Genomic DNA, 19,581 nt, shown 5'->3' on the forward strand with positions numbered 1-19,581 from the left:
CCAATCTAAAAATTGTCGTATGTCTATGGCGGTTATTTGGATATTGAGATTTGTATAAAGAGTCTTTTTTAGGAAATAACAATGACAGAACTACCTGTTGATTACAGTTTGCTTTCCCCTGATTTTATGTTGGATGCGATAGAGTCTATCGGTATTCGCGTGGATTCAGGTCTGTTGGAATTAAACAGCTATGAAAATCGCGTGTTTCAATTTCTGGATGAAAATCGTCAACGCTTCGTGGTTAAGTTTTATCGTCCTGTACGTTGGAGTGATGAACAGATCCAAGAAGAACATGATTTTTCTTTACAGTTAAAAGCGGCTGAAATTGATGTGGTTGCACCGTTACAATTTGATGGTCGCAGTCTATTTATCTATCAAGGTTACCGTTTAGCTATTTTTCCGAGTGTGGGGGGGCGTCCAATTGAAGTGGATAATCTCGATGCTTTGGAATCGGTAGGGCGTAATCTAGGCCGTGTACACCAGTTAGCGAGTCAGCAACCATTTGTACATCGACCAACATTGTCGATTGCAGAATTTGTGCAAGCTCCAAAGTTGATATTACAACAAAATAACTTTGTACCAGCGCATTTAGATACTTCTTTTTATAATGTTTATGATGCGCTTGCCAAAGAAATTTCGTTGCAATATAAACCGGATGATAAGCAGTTAATTCGTTTACACGGTGATTTGCATGCGGGTAACATTTTGTGGCGTGACGATAAGGTATCGTTGTTGGACTTTGACGATTGCCGTCAAGGACCTGCAGTGCAAGACCTATGGATGATGTTACATGGTGAGAACCATGAGCAGCGATTACAGTTGGAAGTGCTGCTTGAAGGTTATGAGGAATTTTGTGCCTTTGATACTAAGCAGCTAAAATTAATCGAACCGTTACGTGCAATGCGGATGATGAACTACATGGGCTGGATTGCTAAACGTTGGCATGATCCTGCTTTCAGTCGTCATTTTTCGTGGTTTACTGATGAGCAGTTCTGGCAACAACAGGTCGGTTTTTTACAAGAACAGATTGATAATATGCAAAAACCGCCGTTATCTCTCATTCCTAATTACTAATTTTTTGTACAGTTAATTATGTTTATTTTAAATTTTCAGGAAGGAAAATGATGAAGAAATTATTTATATTGATCACTGCAATGCTATTTTTACCGTTTGCCAATGCGGCACAGTTTAAAGAAGGCGTGCACTATGATGTTATCTCTGAGCAGGCAACATCGAAGCCACAAGTAGCTGAATACTTTTCGTATTTTTGCCCACACTGTAATAAATTCGAACCAATTATGACGGAAGTAACGAAGCGTCTTGAAGGCAGTGATATTAAAGTTGAAAAAAATCACGTTGCTTTTATTGGTCGTGAAATGGGTATCGAAATGCAAAAAGCATTTGCGACTGCTGAACTATTGAATGTTGAACATAAAATGTCATCAGCAATTTTCTCTGCAATCCATGATCAAAAACGTCGCTTCACAGGCCGTGATGATATCCGTACTGTTTTTACAGATGCGGGTGTTGACGGTAAGAAGTTTGATGCAGCGGTAAATAGTTTTGCTGTTAACGGTAAAGTAGCTCGTATGGATAAAAACACGGCATCAAATAATATCCGTGGTGTTCCAGCACTAATTGTTAACAATAAATACCAAATTAACATGGGCAGCATTAAGGCAAGTGGTGAAGAGTTTAACGTTAAACTAGCTGCTTTGATTAAATACCTAGCCGCTAAAACTGAGTAATTTATTTGTATTTACCTGGTTAATTTAGGTAATCATAGGTATTAAAAAAGGACGCGATTGCGTCCTTTTTTTTATCTAAGTAATACGGTTAGGTTACTGTTCCCAAACAATCTTAGATTTATGATTTTCTTCGTAGAAAGGTTTAAAGCGGCTTTCTAATTCATGACGCTTAAACTTCAACGTCGGCGTTAATAAACCGTTATCCACTGTCCATTCATCTTTTAATACAATGATATGGCCAATACGTGCATGGGATTCCAACGACTTATTAATGTGCTGACGTGTTTCTTCAAGGTTGCTGGTCATCACTTCTTGACCTTGCTCACGCGCTTCAGGAGATAGCACGACTAATGCTACTGGCTGAGTCAGTGCAGTACCGGTAATACAGATTTGCTCGATATTAGGGTTTTCACCAAACTTACATTCAATTGGCACTGGTGTAACGTACTTACCTTTCGATGTTTTGAAGATATCTTTTACACGACCGGTAATTTTCACATAACCGTTCGCATCGATCTCGCCTTTATCACCAGTTTTGAAATAACCTTCTTCATCGAATGATTCTTTCGTTTGTGCTTCATCTTTGTAATACCCTGTCATCAGGCCATCACCTTTTACTAAAATCTCACCGATCTCTGAAATTTTAAGTTCAACACCTTTACCTGGCTTACCAATGGTACCGATTTTTTGTGGGTTGAATGGGTGGTTTAATGTGCCGTAAGCGAGGTTTTCTGTCATGCCCCATGCTTCGGTAATATTTAAACCAAGACGTTCATACCATTGCAATAATGCAGGTGATACGGCGGCAGAACCACAACCAAGCATACGCGCATGGTGTAAACCTAGACCACGTTTAATCTTCGCTCTTACTAAACCATTAACGAATGGAATTTTTAGCAGGAAGTTAAGTTTGTGCGCTGGCATTTTTTGTAAAACGCCCATTTGGAAACGAGTCCATAGACGAGGAACAGAAATAAACAGTGTCGGCTCTACAGATTGGATATTACTAACAAAGGTATCGAGTGACTCAACAAAAGACACTACGCCTTCGCCAGCATAAATACTACTACCTTCAATATAAACACGTTCTGTAATGTGTGCGAGTGGTAAATAAGATAGCAGTCTGTCGCCAGCGATAAAGCCTAAACTAGTAACAATGTTTTGTGATGCTGATTTGAATGCCGCAAACGTGATCATCACGCCTTTTGGATTACCAGTACTGCCTGATGTGTAAATGATAGACATCAGGTCTTCTAAGTTGATTTTCGCTGGCGTCGCTAATGGTTGATGCTGCTCCAGCAGGTCATTCCATTTGTATTGGCAAGTTAGCGTGTCATATGGATAGCTGATCGTGATCACGTCTGCAGGCAGTTTACCTTCTAGACTCTGATAGTTATCTAATTTACCAACAAATAGCACCTTTGCTTCACTGTGCTCTAATACGTAATTGATGGTTTTCGCATTTGCTGTTGAGTAAATTGGCACGCTAATAAAACCTGCGTACATAATGGCTAAATCATTAATGAACCATTCGGCGCTGTTTTTTGCCAGGATCGCGATTTTATCACCAGGCGTTAAGCCCATTGATTGCAGTGCTTGAGCAATACGTTTTGTTTGGTCTGCTACTTGTGACCAGGTGAAATCATGAAACGTACCATTAATTGGTTGGCGTAAATACACCTCATTGGCACGATGCTTTTCCCAGTGCAATAAGGCATCGAGAGGTGTGTTTAAATTTGGTGCTAATGTGCTCATATGTGGTCCCGAAAAAAGAGTAATGCAACAATGCATTAACAGTTATAGCATGTTACACCTTGTTTCGTTTAAGATTAAAGTAAAAGTGAGATCTTAATGTCGTTTTAGAATTTTGACTCTATTTGTGCCAGTTATTCGCACTTTATTTACCCCTAAAGCGTTATTTTGTGGGGTGTTTTAAAAAATAAAATGAACTGGCGCACAAATTTAAAATCCTAATATTGTCACTGTTATTGCTATTTTTGTTGATTATAGGTTGCGATCTGTTGATCTTTACGTTGCCACAGGCTTGTCACCCACTGTTGAAAATTATGTTTAAAAGTAGCATCATTTTCATAATCACCTTGCAACTCAGTGGTGATTTCAATTGTTTCCACCCGGATCACGATGCGTTTTAGTTTACCTTGTAATAGATCTTTAAACGGTGAGTCTGGATTGTCAGGGTAGATGATGGTTACATCTAAAATCTTATTGAAGGTTGAGCCCATTGAGGCGAGAGATAATGCGATCCCCCCTGATTTTGGCGGTAGTAAATATTGATAAGGCGACTTGGTTTGTTGTTTTTTGTGTTCTGTAAAACGGCTACCTTCGGCAAAGTTGACGATGGTTGTTGGTGCTAGTTTTGCTTTCGAACAGGCTTTACGTGTACTTTCCATATCCTTGCCTTTCAAGTGCGGTTTTTTAGCTAACAACTGTTTGCTATAACGTTTCATGAATGGCATGTCTAATGCCCAGCAAGCTGTACCAACAAATGGAATGTATATGATTTCCTGCTTAACAAAAAACTTAGGCAGTGGGATCTTGTTAGAAAAAACAGAAAATAAGATCACAATATCTGTCCAACTGTGGTGATTGGATATCAACAAATACCAACTGCTTTTATTCAAGTCGCCAGTAATTTTAATATCCCATTCCACTTTATTAATGAGCGAGATCATGCAGGTATTAATACATGCCCAAAGATTCAGTAGCGAATCTGCAAGCTGGCGCATAGGCCTTTGCACGGGAGCAAAGGGTAAAATAAATTTAATTAGTCCAGTAATACTGATCAAAGTTAATGAGCAGATAATGTTGATAATTACTAATGCACTACTGATAATCATTAATAAAAACGTCGGTAGAAAATTAATCATTTACTTGAGCCTGCTTAAGTTCTTCTAACTCTTTATCTTTGTTTATCCATAACGCATTAACCCATTGCTGGAAATTAGCCTGGAAGGCTTTGTCACTACTGTAGTCACCAATATGATCAGGGCTGATGTCTTTCGTATTGACTTGAACCTGGATCTGTTGCACTTGGCCACTAATGAACTGCCAAAAAGTGGGGATGCCTTGCGGATAGTAAATCGTCACGTTGACTAAGGTATCTAATTGACCATCCATCGCATCAAGCGCAAATGCCATACCACCTGCTTTCGGTTTTAATAAGTGTGTAAATGTGGATGCTTGTTGGCTATGTTTATTTTGAGTAAAACGCGTGCCTTCGACAAAATTCATCACACTTACTGGTTTATGCTTAAACTTAGCGCAGGCTTTCTTTGTTGTTTCAATATCTTTGCCACGCATGTGTGGGTTCTTTGCTAAAAACTTTTTGCTATAGCGTTTCATGAAGGGGAAGTCGAGCGCCCACCAAGCTAAGCCTAAAAACGGCACAAAGATAAGTTCTTTTTTTAAGAAGAACTTTAGAAACGGGATCTTACCGTTTAATACTCGTTGTAAAACCAAGATATCAACCCAAGATTGATGGTTTGAAATCACCATGTACCATTTATTCAGCGATAGTCCTTCAACACCGTTAACTTGGATGTCTGGGTTACCAATGAGTTTTTGCGTTATACCATTTACTGAGATCCAGTTTGAAGCACAGCCATCGAGTAAATGGTTAAGTACTTTTTGTGCGATAGGTAATGGAATAATACTTTTGAGCAGCGAGAAAATAACAATGGGGATTAACCAAAATATGGTATTCAAAAGATAACTGATAAATGCAATGGCACCTGCCACCTTCTGGGTGAATATTGATAACATTATATGGCCTTGGTGTGATGAAGAGATGAAATGATAAAACTATCATCACGTTATGCCAAACAAAAATTGTAATTATTAAACATTAATTTGCTGTAATAACCGATCCATTGCCCGGTAGGAAAGTGCTTCAAGTAAATGTGATTTATTGATATCTATACAATTGTTTAAATCTGCAATGGTGCGGGCTACCTTAATTATCTTATGAAAGGCCCGTGTTGATAGCCCCATTTTATCTATCGCGAGTTCTAAAAACACCGCATCTTGATGTTGTAGCGAGCAGTGTAATTCTATTTCTTTACTGGTGAGTGCGTCATTTAACTTATTACTTCGTTGGCGCTGGATAGCTTGCGCTGCACTGACTCTTTGCTTGATGGTCTCGCTGCCTTCACCACGTTGCCCTTGTTCGGTTAAGCTGCCTTTGGGTAATGCGGGCACTTCAATGGTGAGATCAAATCGATCTAAAAATGGTCCGGATAATTTACTTAAATATTTCGCGACCTGGCTACTATTTCCACCGAATCTATTATTGTCGTAATACCCAGAAGGCGAGGGGTTGAGGGCGCCAATTAACTGAAAACGAGCAGGGAAATCGACTTGTTGGTTGGCGCGAGAAATACTGATTTTTCCTGCTTCTAAGGGCTCGCGTAATGAATCGAGCGCCTTACGCTGATACTCGGGAAGTTCGTCCAAAAACAATACTCCGTTATGCGCGAGGGTAATTTCGCCAGGGCGCGGATTACGGCCTCCACCAACTAATGCTACGGCTGATGAAGTATGGTGAGGAGTCCGAAAAGGCCGACGGCACCAGTCTTGAGCAACAAATTCATTACCACTAATGGACTTAATCGCTGCACACTCTAACGCTTCTTGCTCTGTCATATCTGGTTGAATACTGGTTAAGCGACTAGCAAGCATGGTTTTACCTGTGCCGGGAGGGCCAAATAATAGTAAATTATGACTGCCAGCCGCACAGATCTCTAAGGCGCGCTTGGCACTTTGCTGGCCGATAATATCTTGCATGTCTTGTTGGTTATCCTCAGTACTAAGCGGCGAGGCTATTCGTTTGGCGATGGGAAGTGTCTGCTCTGCATTGAGGTGCTGACATACTTGCTGTAAGTCAGCGGCAGTAAAACAATTGGCGTTGTCGATCAGCGCCGCTTCATGACCATTATCGAACGGAATAATACTGCTTCTCGCTGCCTTTTTACCGGCAATTATACTCGGGATAGTACCGCGGCAGGCGCGCAGTTTACCGGATAGCGATAACTCACCGACAAACTCTAGTTGTTGATGTTGGCTGGTGATCACTTGCTGTGAGGCAATTAAAATAGCGATCGCAATCGGTAAATCATAACGGCTGCCTTCTTTGGGTAAGTCAGCGGGTCCCAAGTTAACCGTGATACGTTTGGCTGGCATGACAAAATTAGAATTCATTAACGCACTGCGAACCCGATCTTTGGCCTCTTTGACTGATGTCTCAGGTAAACCGACAATAGTAAAGCCGGGTAGCCCTTCGCTGATATGTACTTCGATGGTAATTAAGGGCGCATTGATACCTAAAATTGCACGGCTATAGATCACAGCTAAATTCATTCATTATCCTTGGTCACTTTATTGGTGTATTTTTACCCTAGTGTAATTAACGATAAGCACGGCTGAATTAGGTGGATTATTTTAAAACCTTAAGCAAGGGCAATTTGCCACAGTCTATTTTGTGATGTTTGTCATGTGTGAATCTTTCAACTGGAAGTGGTTTATTTTTCAATATATTAAATTATTACTGTGCTTTTATTTGGTTGTTTGAGTTATTTTACTCGTCGTTAAAGGCTTGCTTAAATAAATTCACCATGCTAATAATGAATTATAAAAATTTTATAGAGTTGTTGGATTAGTCATATGTTTGGGTTTACTTCGCGTCTAATTATTGTAGTCAGCATTCTGGTGGTAATTATTAAATTACCAAGCCGGGGACTTACTGCTAAGCGAAAATAAGCTTAATCCAGCAATAAGAAAACCCCGGTAAATAACCGGGGTTTTTTTTTGTTTGACGTTTAATAGTTTACAAGAATGATGTTTAAAGGGATGTAGATTAATGAAAGCAACAGAGTTTATTGTAAATGCTTTACGTAAACAGGGTGTAAGCCAAGTATTTGGTTATCCTGGCGGCGCGATCATGCCATTGTATGATGCGTTATACGATGGTGGTGTGGCACATTTATTAGCACGTCATGAGCAAGGCGCTATCATGGCTGCGCTGGGTTATGCCCGAGCTGGGGCTAGAGTTGGTGTATGCATTGCCACTTCAGGTCCAGGTGCAACTAACTTAGTGACGGGTTTAGCAGAAGCAATGGCGGATTCAATTCCTGTTGTTGCTTTCACTGGGCAAGTACCTAGCGCGCTAATCGGTGTTGATACGTTCCAAGAAGTGGATATTCTTGGCATGACGTTATCGTGTACTAAGCATAGTTTTTTGGTCGAAGATCAAAATGACTTAGACCGCATCATTGCTGAAGCATTTACCATTGCGACCTCTGGCCGCCCTGGTCCAGTACTTATTGATATCCCTAAAGATATTCAATTGGCTGAGATGGCGTGTGACACGGTATCAGAATTAGCTGAATTACCACTACTTGATGGTTTGGTTGATGATCAAGTTGCTGCGGCGCGGGCATTATTACATGCAGCTAAAAAACCTGTCTTGTATGTTGGCGGTGGTGTCGGCATGGCGAATGCGGTACCTGAGCTACGCGACTTAGCGGCGGCGTTGGATATTCCGATGGTCAGTACCTTAAAAGGTATTGGTAGTGCCGACCCTGAACACCCTTATTATTTGGGTATGTTGGGGATGCATGGCCTAAAAGCGGCGAACTTAGCAGTGCAAGAGAGTGACCTATTGATTGCTGTCGGCGCACGCTTCGATGATCGCGTCACTGGTAAACTTGATGAATTTGCTCCGCATGCGAAAGTTATCCATTTGGATATTGATGCTTGTGAGCATAATAAATTACGTGTTGCTAACGTTGCTATTACTACTGATCTCAAACTTATTCTACCGGCGTTAAAAATGACGTTGGATATTGCCCCGTGGCGATTACATACCTTAGAAATGAAAGTGGAAACGGCTTTCCGTTATGACCATCCTGGCATTGCGATTTATGCACCTTTATTACTGAAGCAATTATCAGCGAGTTTACCGGAAGATCACCTTGTTGCTTGTGATGTTGGCCAGCACCAGATGTGGACTGCGCAGCACATGACTTTTACTCAACCTGAAAACTTATTATCGAGTGCTGGTTTCGGCACCATGGGCTTCGGTCTACCTGCTGCAGTCGGTGCCGCGCTAGCACGTCCAGATGCAATGCCTGTTGTGGTAACCGGTGATGGCTCGATCATGATGAACATTCAAGAGTTAGCGACAATCAACCGCGCTAAATTACCGGTTAAAATTGTGCTTATCGATAATCAACGTCTTGGCATGGTACGTCAATGGCAAACGCTGTTTTTTGATGGCCGTTTATCACAGACCATTCTTGATGATAACCCGGACTTTGTGGCATTAGCTGCGGCATGTGGTATTCCTGGTGAAACGGTTGTAGTGAAAGAACAAGTGCAACCTGCCATGGATCGTATGTTGGCGAGTGAGGGCGCATATTTCTTGCACGTACAAATTTCAGAGCAAGAAAATGTGTGGCCATTAGTACCACCTGGGGTGAATAACGGCAAGATGTTGGAGCAATATGATGAGTGTTAAACAAGTACATGAAGTGGTGATTGAAGCCGCGAATACGCTGGAAATTTTAGAGCGAGTATTACGCGTTATTCGCCATCGTGGTTTTCGTGTTAGAACGATGAATTCCGAGCAAATGAATGATTGCAATAGCATAAAGATTACGGTTACAGTATCTGGTGAGCGCGGCATTGATCTACTCACTAAACAGTTAGATAAATTGTTTGATGTGAGCAAATTAAGTTATCAGCAAATTACAGCATAAAGGAAGAAGCAGTTATGGATAATACTGAACAACAAGTTTGGTTTAATGGCAAAATGGTACCCGAATCACAAGCCAAAGTGAGCATATTTACTCATGCTCTGCATTATGGTTCATCGGTATTTGAAGGTATTCGTGCGTACGATACTCCAAAGGGACCGGCTATTTTCCGCCTGCAAGAACACATTCAACGCTTGTTTGATTCAGCAAAAATCTATGGCTGGACTATTCCTTATACTAAGCAAGAAATAGAACAAGCGTGTAAAGATGCGGTATTAGCTAATGGCCTAACGAATGCTTACTTACGCCCGCTAGCTTATATTGGCAATGTTGGTTTGGGTCTAACACCAAAATCAACCGTGTGCGATGCACTTGTTGCGGCAATGAATTGGGGCGCTTACCTTGGTGATGAAAGCTTAGAAGAGGGCGTTGATGTTTGTGTTACTTCTTGGAATCGTCTGGCTCCAAATACTATTCCAACGGGAGCTAAAGCCGGTGGTAACTATCTATCTTCACAACTGATCTCATCTGAAGCGAAGCGTCATGGCTATGCAGAAGGTATTGCACTTGATGTAAACGGTACTATTTCTGAAGGTGCTGGGGAGAATTTATTCTTCGTTAAAAATGGTGTTATTCATACACCACCAACAACGGCGTGTATCTTACCGGGTTTAACGCGTAATACGTTAATGGTGCTAGCACGTGACTTTGGTTACGAAGTACGTGAAGAGCCGATTGCACGTGAAGCGATGTACTTAGCAGATGAAATGTTCATGTGCGGCACTGCTGCTGAAGTTGTACCGGTACGTTCTGTTGATCGCATCGATATTGGTTATGGTAAACGTGGTCCAATTACAGAAAGATTACAAACAGCTTATTTTGCTTTGATCAAAGGTCAGAGTGAAGATAAATGGGGTTGGTTGGATTACGTCGCTGATCCGAGCTAAGTGTCCTTGTTTTAACGACACCCGACTAGATTATTGCTTATATTTGATTATTAAAGTGGGGCTCAGATAGGCCTCGTTGTTACTATTTTATTTTTGTTTCATGGAGAGAACAATGCCTAAATTACGTTCTGCAACATCTACTCAAGGCCGTAACATGGCTGGTGCTCGTGCCTTATGGCGTGCAACTGGTACTCGAGAAGAAGATTTCGGTAAGCCAATTATCGCGATTGCTAATTCATTTACTCAGTTTGTACCGGGTCACGTACATTTAAAGGACATGGGCCAATTAGTTGCCGATGAGATTTTGAAAGCGGGCGGTATCGCTAAAGAATTCAATACGATTGCTATCGATGACGGCATCGCAATGGGTCACGACGGTATGCTATATAGCTTACCTTCTCGAGACTTAATTGCTGATTCTGTTGAATACATGGTGAATGCTCATTGTGCGGATGCACTCGTGTGTATTTCTAACTGTGACAAGATCACCCCTGGTATGTTGATGGCGGCACTGCGCCTTAATATTCCGGTTATCTTTATTTCCGGTGGTCCAATGGAAGCGGGTAAAACCAAACTTTCAGACCAACTGATTAAACTTGATCTTGTTGATGCAATGGTCATGGGCGCAGATAAAAATGTGTCAGATGAAGATGTAGAAAAAGTAGAACGCAGCGCGTGTCCTACTTGTGGTTCATGTTCAGGCATGTTCACTGCCAACTCAATGAACTGTTTAACAGAAGCATTGGGTTTATCACAACCGGGTAATGGTTCATTAGTTGCAACGCATGCTGACCGCGAAGAGTTATTCTTAAACGCGGGTCGTCGTATTGTTGATCTGTGTAAGCGTTATTATGAACAAGATGATGAATCAGTATTGCCGCGTAACATTGCTAATCGTGAAGCGTTTGAAAATGCCATGACGCTTGATATTGCGATGGGTGGTTCAACCAATACTGTATTACATTTAATTGCTGCAGCGATTGAAGGCGAAGTTGATTACAGCTTAGCGGATATGGATGCGTTATCACGTAAAGTACCGCAGTTATGTAAAGTTGCACCGTCAACGCCGCTTTATCATATGGAAGATGTACATCGCGCCGGTGGTGTGATGGGGATTCTGGGCGAATTGAACCGTGCTGGTTTATTGCATACAGACAACATGACCGTGATGGGCATGACAATGGCTGAACAGCTCGCTAAGTTTGATATTGTCACGACTGAATCTGCAGAAGTTAAGAAGATGTATTCAGCAGGCCCTGCTGGTATTCGTACTACTAAAGCATTCAGCCAAGATTGTCGTTGGGATTCATTGGATGATGATCGTGCTAACGGTTGTATTCGTTCAATCGAAAATGCGTACAGCCAAGAAGGTGGTCTTGCCGTATTAACAGGTAACATTGCTATTGATGGCGCCGTTGTTAAAACTGCGGGTGTTGCTGACGATAATTTATTATTCCGCGGTACTGCACGGGTATTTGAAAGCCAAGATTCTGCGGTAAGTGCAATTCTAGCCAGCGAAATTAAAGCCGGTGACGTTGTTGTTATTCGTTATGAAGGCCCGAAAGGTGGTCCGGGTATGCAAGAAATGCTTTACCCAACCAGTTACCTGAAATCAATGGGACTCGGTAAAGCGTGTGCATTAATTACTGATGGTCGTTTCTCGGGTGGTACTTCAGGTCTATCTATTGGTCACGCATCTCCAGAAGCGGCAAGCGGTGGCTTGATCGGTCTGGTTGAAGATGGTGATATTATTGATATCAACATTCCAGAGCGTTCAATGAATTTGATTGTTGCTGATGACATTTTAGCGGCACGTCGTGTTGAAATGGAAAGCCGTGGTGAGCAAGCTTGGAAACCAGTGGAAATCCGTGAACGTAAAGTAACTCAAGCGCTACGCATTTATGGTCACTTTGCAACAAGTGCCGATAAAGGTGCTGTTCGTGATCGAAACCTTATCTAAGCCTTATATGAACTACCTCGTTAGTATTATCTAACTATTCACTATGATCTATATCAAGGGTTCTGCTGTCATCGACTATGATTACTGCAGAGCCCTTTTTTTTGGGCGAGATCTCGCTCACAGAAAAAATTATCTTCTGTTCAACATCAATTTAACAAATCTTATATAAAATTTTCTTAAAATTAGAATGATCTTTAGTGATTAATTCTGCAGTTCTGCGTCTATACTGCACCTATATATCGAGAAGCTTTTCTCAACCAGTTTAATAAACCATATATCGGAGTAAACAGCATATGATTATCGGCGTACCAAAAGAAATTAAAAACCATGAGTATCGCGTAGGTATGACTCCTGCAAGTGCACGTGAGCTTATTGCACATGGCCATACAGTTAATGTTGAAACATTTGCTGGTGCTGGTATTGGTTTTAGCGATAGCGATTATGAAGCTGTTGGTGCAACTATCTTAAACACAGCGGCTGAAATTTTCGCAATTGCAGACATGATTGTTAAAGTTAAAGAACCACAAGCTGTTGAACGTGCAATGTTACGTGAAGACCAAGTACTATTCACTTACCTTCACCTTGCACCAGATCTTCCACAAACTGAAGACCTAATCAAGAGTAAAGCAATCTGTATCGCTTATGAAACAGTAACTGATGCAAACGGTGGTCTACCACTTCTTGCTCCTATGTCTGCTGTTGCTGGTCGTATGTCAATTCAAGCTGGTGCACAAGCATTAGAAAAATCACAAGGTGGTTGTGGTCTTCTTATGGGTGGCGTACCGGGTGTTGCTCCTGCAAACGTTGTTGTTATCGGTGGCGGTGTTGTTGGTATGAACGCTGCGAAAATGGCTGTTGGTATGGGCGCTAGCGTAACTATGTTAGACCGTAACCTGACAGTACTGGCGAACCTAGACAACCAGTTCGACGGTCGTCTAAAAGTTGTTTATTCTACACATGATGCAATCGAAAAATATGTATTAGAAGCTGACCTCGTAATTGGTGCTGTACTAGTACCGGGTGCTGCAGCGCCTAAACTAGTTACAAAAGAGCTTATCTCACGCATGAAGTCTGGTGCTGCTGTTGTTGACGTTGCTATTGACCAAGGTGGTTGTTTCGAAACTTCACATGCTACGACACACCAAGACCCAACTTACATCATTGATGATGTTGTTCACTACTGTGTTGCTAACATGCCTGGTGCTGTTGCGAAAACATCTACATTCGCATTAAACAATGCAACACTACCGTACATCATCAAACTTGCTAACCTAGGTTGGAAAGAAGCATTAATCCAAGATGAGCACCTACTAAACGGTCTAAACGTTATCGCTGGTCACGTAACTGTTCAAGATGTTGCTGAAGCACATAACTTACCGTTCGTTGCACCAAAGAGCATGATTTTATAATCTAGCTTATTGCAATAACGTGTTAAATTAGCACCATTATTTATTAATGGTGCTTTTTTGTATGCAAAAGAAAATAACTGCGTTAATCCTTATAGCCGGACTCGGTCTATTTGGCCTCTATACAGCCCTTCAATCTGATAATACTGCTGACATTGAAAAGTCCGATGTGCCTGACTTTGCTGCTATCAGTGATGTTAATACTAAAAAAACTGCCTTCTTTAATTATTTACAACCTGCGTTTGATGTAGTCACTGCCGAAGTCTTGGCTGAACGTGCATTACTGACTACTTGGCAAAGCAAAGTCACGTTAACCACCGACGAGCAAACTCAGCTGCAAGCGATGGCTGACATGTATAAAGTCACGGCTGATACTGATCAACAAGTGATTGCGACATTATTAGTTCAAGTCGATGTCATTCCAGAAGAGTTAGTGTTTAGTCAATCTGCCAATGAAACGGGTTGGGGGACATCTCGTTTTGCTAAAGAAGGGCATAACTTCTTTGGCCAGTGGTGTTTTAGTAAAGGTTGCGGCATCGTACCGAACCAACGTGATCAAGGCGCCGTGCATGAAGTCGCGAGTTTTGATTCGATAGAAGCGTCTGTACGTTCGTATTTCCGCAATATTAACCGTAATCAAAGTTACTTACCGTTACGTGATATTCGTAGCGAGCTACGCAGTCATGATGAAAGTATTAATGCGTGTGCGCTGGCGGCGGGACTCATTAACTATTCAGAAAGAAAATCAGCTTATATCGATGAGATCCGCGCAATGATCCGTCATAACCGTAAATTCTGGCGTAACAATACCAGCACTGATTATGCTTTGTGTGCGGCGCCTGAACCTGTGATCACTGAAATCGTTACAGAAGAGGCGATTGAATTACCTGAGGTCATCACCCTGACTGACGATGCCGCTGTTGTTGAAACTGATGTTGAAGCTGAAAATACGAATGCAGCGACAGTGGAAAATACGGATACAAGTATTATTCCTGTAGACAGTGCTCATACAACTTTAGTTGAAGCGAAAAAATCCGACTCAACTAAAGTTGAGCTAAGCGATATTATCGGCAATGTTGAAAATGACGCTGTAACGCCAGAAAAACCAGTAAAAATGGCGATAGCAGAATAATTACCTAGTTTACTTTTTTGGTGCTCAGTGCCTTACTGAGTGCCTTCCTGGCTTCTTCTTTATGTTAATCCTCTTCTGTTCTCTGCACTATTGGTTCGTAAAGGTAACTTAGGTTAAATTTACGCTATAAATCACTACATTTGTTAAAAATCGCTAGTTTTTAATATTTGCCTCATTATCGATATACTGCCTACTTTTGAGTATATGAGCGTTTTTGGTGGTTTTTAGCCAGTAAAATTGCTGTTTCTTAATTTTAAGGGGGTTTTATTGATGATTATATAGATGTTACACAGTCGTAAAAGGTTAAAAAATGCTTGGATATGTGACAGACCTCAATTTTCCAGGTGCCAGATGATTGAACTGCTTCCCATAGCTAATGTAGTTGTAATACTCTCCACTTATCAAATCTTGCAGTGCAAAGAATTGTAAAAATATAAAAATAATATATAAGCAAATAAACACACATTACTATGATAATTGAAAGGCTGAGTTTGTTATGGATAAATCACTAAGTTCGAAAATATTTATATCCCTGTTTGTGGGCTTGTTACTGGGTACAATCGTTCAGTATGGCTTTGGTTCAGGATCGTTCCTTGACACATACTTTGTCGGCGCAGCTACTGCTGTCGGTACTATGTTTGTATCACTAATCAAATTGATGGTTGTACCATTAGTTTTCATCTCTATCGTATGTGGTGTATGTGAACTGAAAGACATCAAAAGTTTCGGTCGCCTAGGTGGCAAAACTTTCTTCCTTTATCTAGCTAATACAGCTGTTGCAATTACAGTAGCACTTATTGTTGCAATGATTGTACAACCAGGTGTTGGCGCTAACCTTGCTGAACTAGGTGGTACTGCGGTAACACTAGCAACAACTGAAACGCCAGATATCGGTCAACTAATTGTAAACATCGTACCAAGCAACCCTGTTCAAGCGTTTGCATCTGGTGACATGTTACAAATCATCTTCATGGCAATCATCACTGGTCTAGCGATTCAAGCACTAGACAAGAAAGGTGGTCCAGCGATCAATGCATTCCAAATCGCAAATGACATCATGATGAAACTTGTTAGCCTAATCATGAGCTTTGCCCCGTTTGGTGTATTCGCGTTAATGATTCAATTAGGTGCAACACTTGACGGTGCAACACTTGCATCTGTAGCAAGCTATGTTGGTCTAGTTGTCGCGTTACTTGTTGTTTGGATTCTAGTTGTATACCCACTAGCGGTATGGGCTACTACAGGTATCCGTCCAGCTACGTTCCGTCGTCAGATTCGTGAGCAGTTCCTATTCTCACTATCTACTGCGAGCTCAAACGCAACTATCCCTGTAACAATGCGTACACTAACTGAGAAAATCGGTGTATCTAAAACAGTTGCTGGTTTCGGTGTGCCACTAGGCGCAACAATGAACATGTCTGGTGTATCTATCTACATCTCAATTGCAACAGTATTTGCTGCAAACGCATACGGCACGCCTATCCAAGTTGGTGACTTGTTCACTATGGGTCTAACTATTCTACTATTATCAGTAGGCGCAGGTGGTGTACCTGGTGGCGGTATCGTGATGATCGGTGTGTTATTAACACAACTTGGTCTACCGGTTGAAGCACTAGCAATCATTGCAGCAGTTGACCGTATCAACGATATGTTCTGTACTTCTGCTAACGTTATCGGTGATACAGCGGTTAACACTATCGTTGCTAAATCTGAAGGCGAGCTAAACATTGAAGTTGCTAACTCAGAACCTCAAGGTGAAGCTAAAACAGCTTAATCGAATAAAATAATACGAGAAAGGGAGCTTAATGCTCCCTTTTTTATTTTCTGCTAAAAGTTATCCTGAGTTAATTCTTTTTATCTGTTTCGATTGTTGCTATAACTAGGTCATAGTACTAAGTCATGTACTCGGTATTAAAACTAGATAGAAGCGTTAACGATGGCATGCCAAAACGTTAACTTGTCAGTTATATTTCAATGGATGATCGAGTGACAAATAACGAACCCCAACAAGACCAATCGCTACTTACAGCACATGATTATTTATGTAAGATCTTATTATCACCAGTCTATGAAGCTGCCGTGGTTACCCCGTTACAGCCACTAACTAAGCTTTCGCAACGTTTAGGCAATAGCATTTTGCTAAAGCGTGAAGATCGCCAACCTGTGCATTCATTTAAACTGCGTGGCGCTTTCAATAAATTAGTTCAGCTATCTGAAGAACAGAAACTACGTGGTGTCGTTGCGGCATCAGCCGGGAATCATGCCCAAGGTGTGGCGATGTCAGCGAAAAAGCTTGGCATTAAAGCCATTATTGTCATGCCGGTTATTACGCCAGAAATTAAAGTCAGTGCAGTACGCGGCTTTGGCGCTGAAGTTTGTTTGCACGGTGATAGTTTTGATGAAGCGTCTAACTATGCTAAGAAATTATCTGCTGAAGAAGGTTACACCCTGATCCCGCCATTTGATGATCCGGATGTGATCGCTGGACAAGGCACAATTGCCCGCGAACTATTAGAACAGAATGCGCATTTAGATTACATCTTTGTACCCGTTGGCGGCGGCGGCCTAGCAGCAGGTATTGCCGTTTATATCAAACAGCTAAAACCATCGATTAAAGTGATAGGCGTCGAACCTCGAGATTCAGCCTGTTTACGTGCAGCGCTTGATGCTGGTGAACCAGTTACCCTTGATCGTGTTGGTATTTTCGCTGATGGTGTGGCGGTAAAACGCATCGGTGCTGAAACGTTCCGTCTGTGTCATGAATTTATTGATGATGTGATCACCGTAAGCAGTGATGAGATTTGTGCGTCATTAAAAGATATTTTTGAAGATACCCGTGCCATTGCAGAACCGTCGGGCGCATTAGCACTGGCTGGTTTAAAGAAATACACCGAGTTAAACAGTCTGCGTGATAACAACATGGCCGCGATCTTAAGTGGTGCTAATGTTAACTTCCATTCGTTACGCTATGTATCAGAGCGTAGTGAATACGGTGAGAAAAAAGAAGCGGTATTAGCAGTCACTATTCCTGAGCGTCCAGGTGCATTCTTAAAATTTTGTGAGTTAATCGGCAATCGTGCCGTGACGGAGTTTAACTACCGTTATTCAAACCGTGCAGCGGCGAATATCTTTGTTGGTTTACGTACGCCGCAAGGTATATCAGAATTAGCAACGGTGATTAAACAACTCGAAGACGCTGAATACCCAGTAGTTGATTTATCGGAAGATGAAATGGCCAAACAGCATGTGCGCTATATGGTGGGTGGACGTCCTGCTGAAGCTTTGCAAGAAAGGTTGTTTAGCTTTGAATTTCCGGAGAATCCAGGTGCATTACAGAACTTCTTGTTAACCCTAGGTATGAATTGGAATATTACTTTATTCCACTATCGTAATCATGGCGCAGCTTATGGCCGTGTATTAACGGGTTTTGAATTACCTGATGGTGAAATGAAAGCATTTTCAGCTTACCTGGTTAAATTAGGTTATCAGTATAAAGAAGAAACCAATAACCCGGCTTATAAGTTCTTTCTTGCTCACTAGCTTGAGTGATGGGTAAGGTTATTTATATCTGCCACTGAGAATTGCGAAATTGCCAGTGGCTTTTTATTATTTCAGGGTTATAGCTGACCCTTTTTATTTTCTCCTCCCATTATCAATACTTTGCCCTTACGCCATTGTCAGTGAATTAATAGCCTAGTTTAACTAAACAATGATACCCTTAGCGCATTAATCCCATTCTTTTTATATTGGAAAAAATTATGCTGAGCTACCGTCACAGCTTTCACGCTGGCAACTTTGCAGATGTACTGAAACACGCTGTTGAAGTATTGATCTTAGAATCGCTAAAACAAAAGGATACACCTTTTATTTATCACGATACCCACTCTGCAGCGGGTCGTTATAGCTTATCGAGTGCCAATGCTGAAAAAACAGCGGAATACGTTGATGGTATCGCCCGTATTTGGCAGCAAAGTGAAGTACCTGCACCGCTAATCCCTTATTTGAATGTGATTAAGCAGTTAAATAAAACGTCGAAATTGAAACATTATCCAGGTTCTCCGTTAGTTGCGCGATTATTGTTACGTGAACAAGATCGTATGCAAATGACGGAGTTACACCCTGCTGATGTGAAATTATTAGAGCAAGAGTTTGCTGGCGATCGCCAAGCACGCGTACATCAAAAAGATGCTTACGATGGACTAAAAGCCTTGTTACCTGGCCGTAATAAACGTGGTTTAGTGTTACTTGATCCATCATATGAAATTAAATCTGAATACCGTCAGGTTGTCCAAGAAATTGCCAGTACTTACCGTCGTTTTGCTACGGGTACATATGCGTTATGGTATCCCGTGATCGAACGTCGTACGATTGATCGTTTACTGCGTGATTTTGTTGGCACTGGTATTAAGAAAATTTTGCTTATCGAATTATGTGTTAAAGGTGATACTAGCGAACGTGGCATGACAGGTACAGGCATGGTTGTGATCAACCCACCGTGGAAACTGGTATCACAAATGGAAGAATTATTACCTTGGTTAACAAAAGAGTTAGCGCAAGATAAAGATGCATCTTTCCGTTTAGAATGGTTAGTACCTGAATAAACTTTAATATATAGG

The 19,581-nt window shown here is 41.4% G+C and carries 15 protein-coding genes; 11 read left to right on the top strand and 4 right to left on the bottom strand.

The window, feature by feature from the left end:
* Window positions 1-81 precede the first annotated feature (81 nt).
* Both JFU56_RS20920 and JFU56_RS20925 read left to right on the top strand, forming a co-directional pair.
* A complete protein-coding gene (locus JFU56_RS20920) occupies window positions 82-1,074 on the top strand; it encodes a serine/threonine protein kinase (RefSeq protein ID WP_198439191.1) in 993 nt (330 codons plus the stop codon).
* A 47-nt stretch (window positions 1,075-1,121) separates the two neighbouring features.
* Window positions 1,122-1,748, top strand: coding sequence for a thiol:disulfide interchange protein DsbA/DsbL (locus tag JFU56_RS20925; protein WP_374221063.1), 627 nt, complete (start codon window positions 1,122-1,124; stop codon window positions 1,746-1,748).
* Window positions 1,749-1,841: 93 nt separating this feature from the next.
* Here the strand turns inward: JFU56_RS20925 and JFU56_RS20930 are convergent, their stop codons facing one another.
* From JFU56_RS20930 to JFU56_RS20945, 4 genes are all read right to left on the bottom strand, one after another.
* Window positions 1,842-3,503, bottom strand: a complete 1,662-nt coding sequence (locus JFU56_RS20930; protein WP_198439192.1) for an AMP-binding protein — start codon at window positions 3,501-3,503, stop codon at window positions 1,842-1,844.
* A 236-nt stretch (window positions 3,504-3,739) separates the two neighbouring features.
* Entirely contained in the window at window positions 3,740-4,636 is an 897-nt protein-coding gene (locus tag JFU56_RS20935) for an acyltransferase (RefSeq protein ID WP_198439193.1), read from the bottom strand.
* Window positions 4,629-5,531, bottom strand: coding sequence for an acyltransferase (locus JFU56_RS20940; protein ID WP_198439194.1), 903 nt, complete (start codon window positions 5,529-5,531; stop codon window positions 4,629-4,631). The genes JFU56_RS20935 and JFU56_RS20940 overlap by 8 nt, the downstream gene beginning before the upstream one ends.
* A 75-nt stretch (window positions 5,532-5,606) precedes the next feature.
* The gene (locus tag JFU56_RS20945; RefSeq protein ID WP_198439195.1) at window positions 5,607-7,124 is read right to left on the bottom strand and encodes a YifB family Mg chelatase-like AAA ATPase; all 1,518 of its coding nucleotides are present in this window, start codon (window positions 7,122-7,124) and stop codon (window positions 5,607-5,609) included.
* Between the two features lie 499 nt (window positions 7,125-7,623).
* Between JFU56_RS20945 and ilvG the strand changes: the two genes are divergently transcribed.
* The 9 genes from ilvG to JFU56_RS20990 all read left to right on the top strand — a co-directional run bounded on the left by ilvG (window position 7,624) and on the right by JFU56_RS20990 (window position 19,566).
* Entirely contained in the window at window positions 7,624-9,282 is a 1,659-nt protein-coding gene (ilvG, locus tag JFU56_RS20950; protein ID WP_198439196.1) for an acetolactate synthase 2 catalytic subunit, read from the top strand.
* Complete coding sequence (ilvM, locus tag JFU56_RS20955) at window positions 9,269-9,523, top strand: acetolactate synthase 2 small subunit (RefSeq protein ID WP_305798262.1); 255 nt, start codon at window positions 9,269-9,271, stop codon at window positions 9,521-9,523. Before ilvG ends, ilvM begins: the two co-directional genes overlap by 14 nt.
* A 14-nt stretch (window positions 9,524-9,537) precedes the next feature.
* The gene (locus JFU56_RS20960) at window positions 9,538-10,467 is read left to right on the top strand and encodes a branched-chain amino acid transaminase (protein ID WP_198439197.1); all 930 of its coding nucleotides are present in this window, start codon (window positions 9,538-9,540) and stop codon (window positions 10,465-10,467) included.
* A 112-nt stretch (window positions 10,468-10,579) separates the two neighbouring features.
* Entirely contained in the window at window positions 10,580-12,427 is a 1,848-nt protein-coding gene (gene ilvD, locus JFU56_RS20965; RefSeq protein ID WP_198439198.1) for a dihydroxy-acid dehydratase, read from the top strand.
* Between the two features lie 293 nt (window positions 12,428-12,720).
* Window positions 12,721-13,836, top strand: coding sequence for an alanine dehydrogenase (ald, locus tag JFU56_RS20970; protein ID WP_198439199.1), 1,116 nt, complete (start codon window positions 12,721-12,723; stop codon window positions 13,834-13,836).
* A 61-nt stretch (window positions 13,837-13,897) separates the two neighbouring features.
* Window positions 13,898-14,965: a glucosaminidase domain-containing protein gene (locus tag JFU56_RS20975; protein ID WP_198439200.1), complete on the top strand. Its 1,068-nt coding sequence runs from the start codon at window positions 13,898-13,900 to the stop codon at window positions 14,963-14,965.
* Window positions 14,966-15,461: 496 nt separating this feature from the next.
* The gene (locus tag JFU56_RS20980; protein ID WP_198439201.1) at window positions 15,462-16,739 is read left to right on the top strand and encodes a dicarboxylate/amino acid:cation symporter; all 1,278 of its coding nucleotides are present in this window, start codon (window positions 15,462-15,464) and stop codon (window positions 16,737-16,739) included.
* 200 nt (window positions 16,740-16,939) lie between these two features.
* Window positions 16,940-18,505 carry a threonine ammonia-lyase, biosynthetic gene (ilvA, locus tag JFU56_RS20985; protein ID WP_198439202.1) on the top strand — a complete coding sequence of 522 codons (1,566 nt, stop codon included), beginning with the start codon at window positions 16,940-16,942 and terminating at the stop codon, window positions 18,503-18,505.
* Between the two features lie 218 nt (window positions 18,506-18,723).
* Window positions 18,724-19,566 carry a 23S rRNA (adenine(2030)-N(6))-methyltransferase RlmJ gene (locus tag JFU56_RS20990; protein ID WP_198439203.1) on the top strand — a complete coding sequence of 281 codons (843 nt, stop codon included), beginning with the start codon at window positions 18,724-18,726 and terminating at the stop codon, window positions 19,564-19,566.
* Window positions 19,567-19,581: the final 15 nt, after the last annotated feature.

Source organism: Moritella sp. F3, from assembly GCF_015082335.1.
GTDB lineage: Bacteria > Pseudomonadota > Gammaproteobacteria > Enterobacterales > Moritellaceae > Moritella.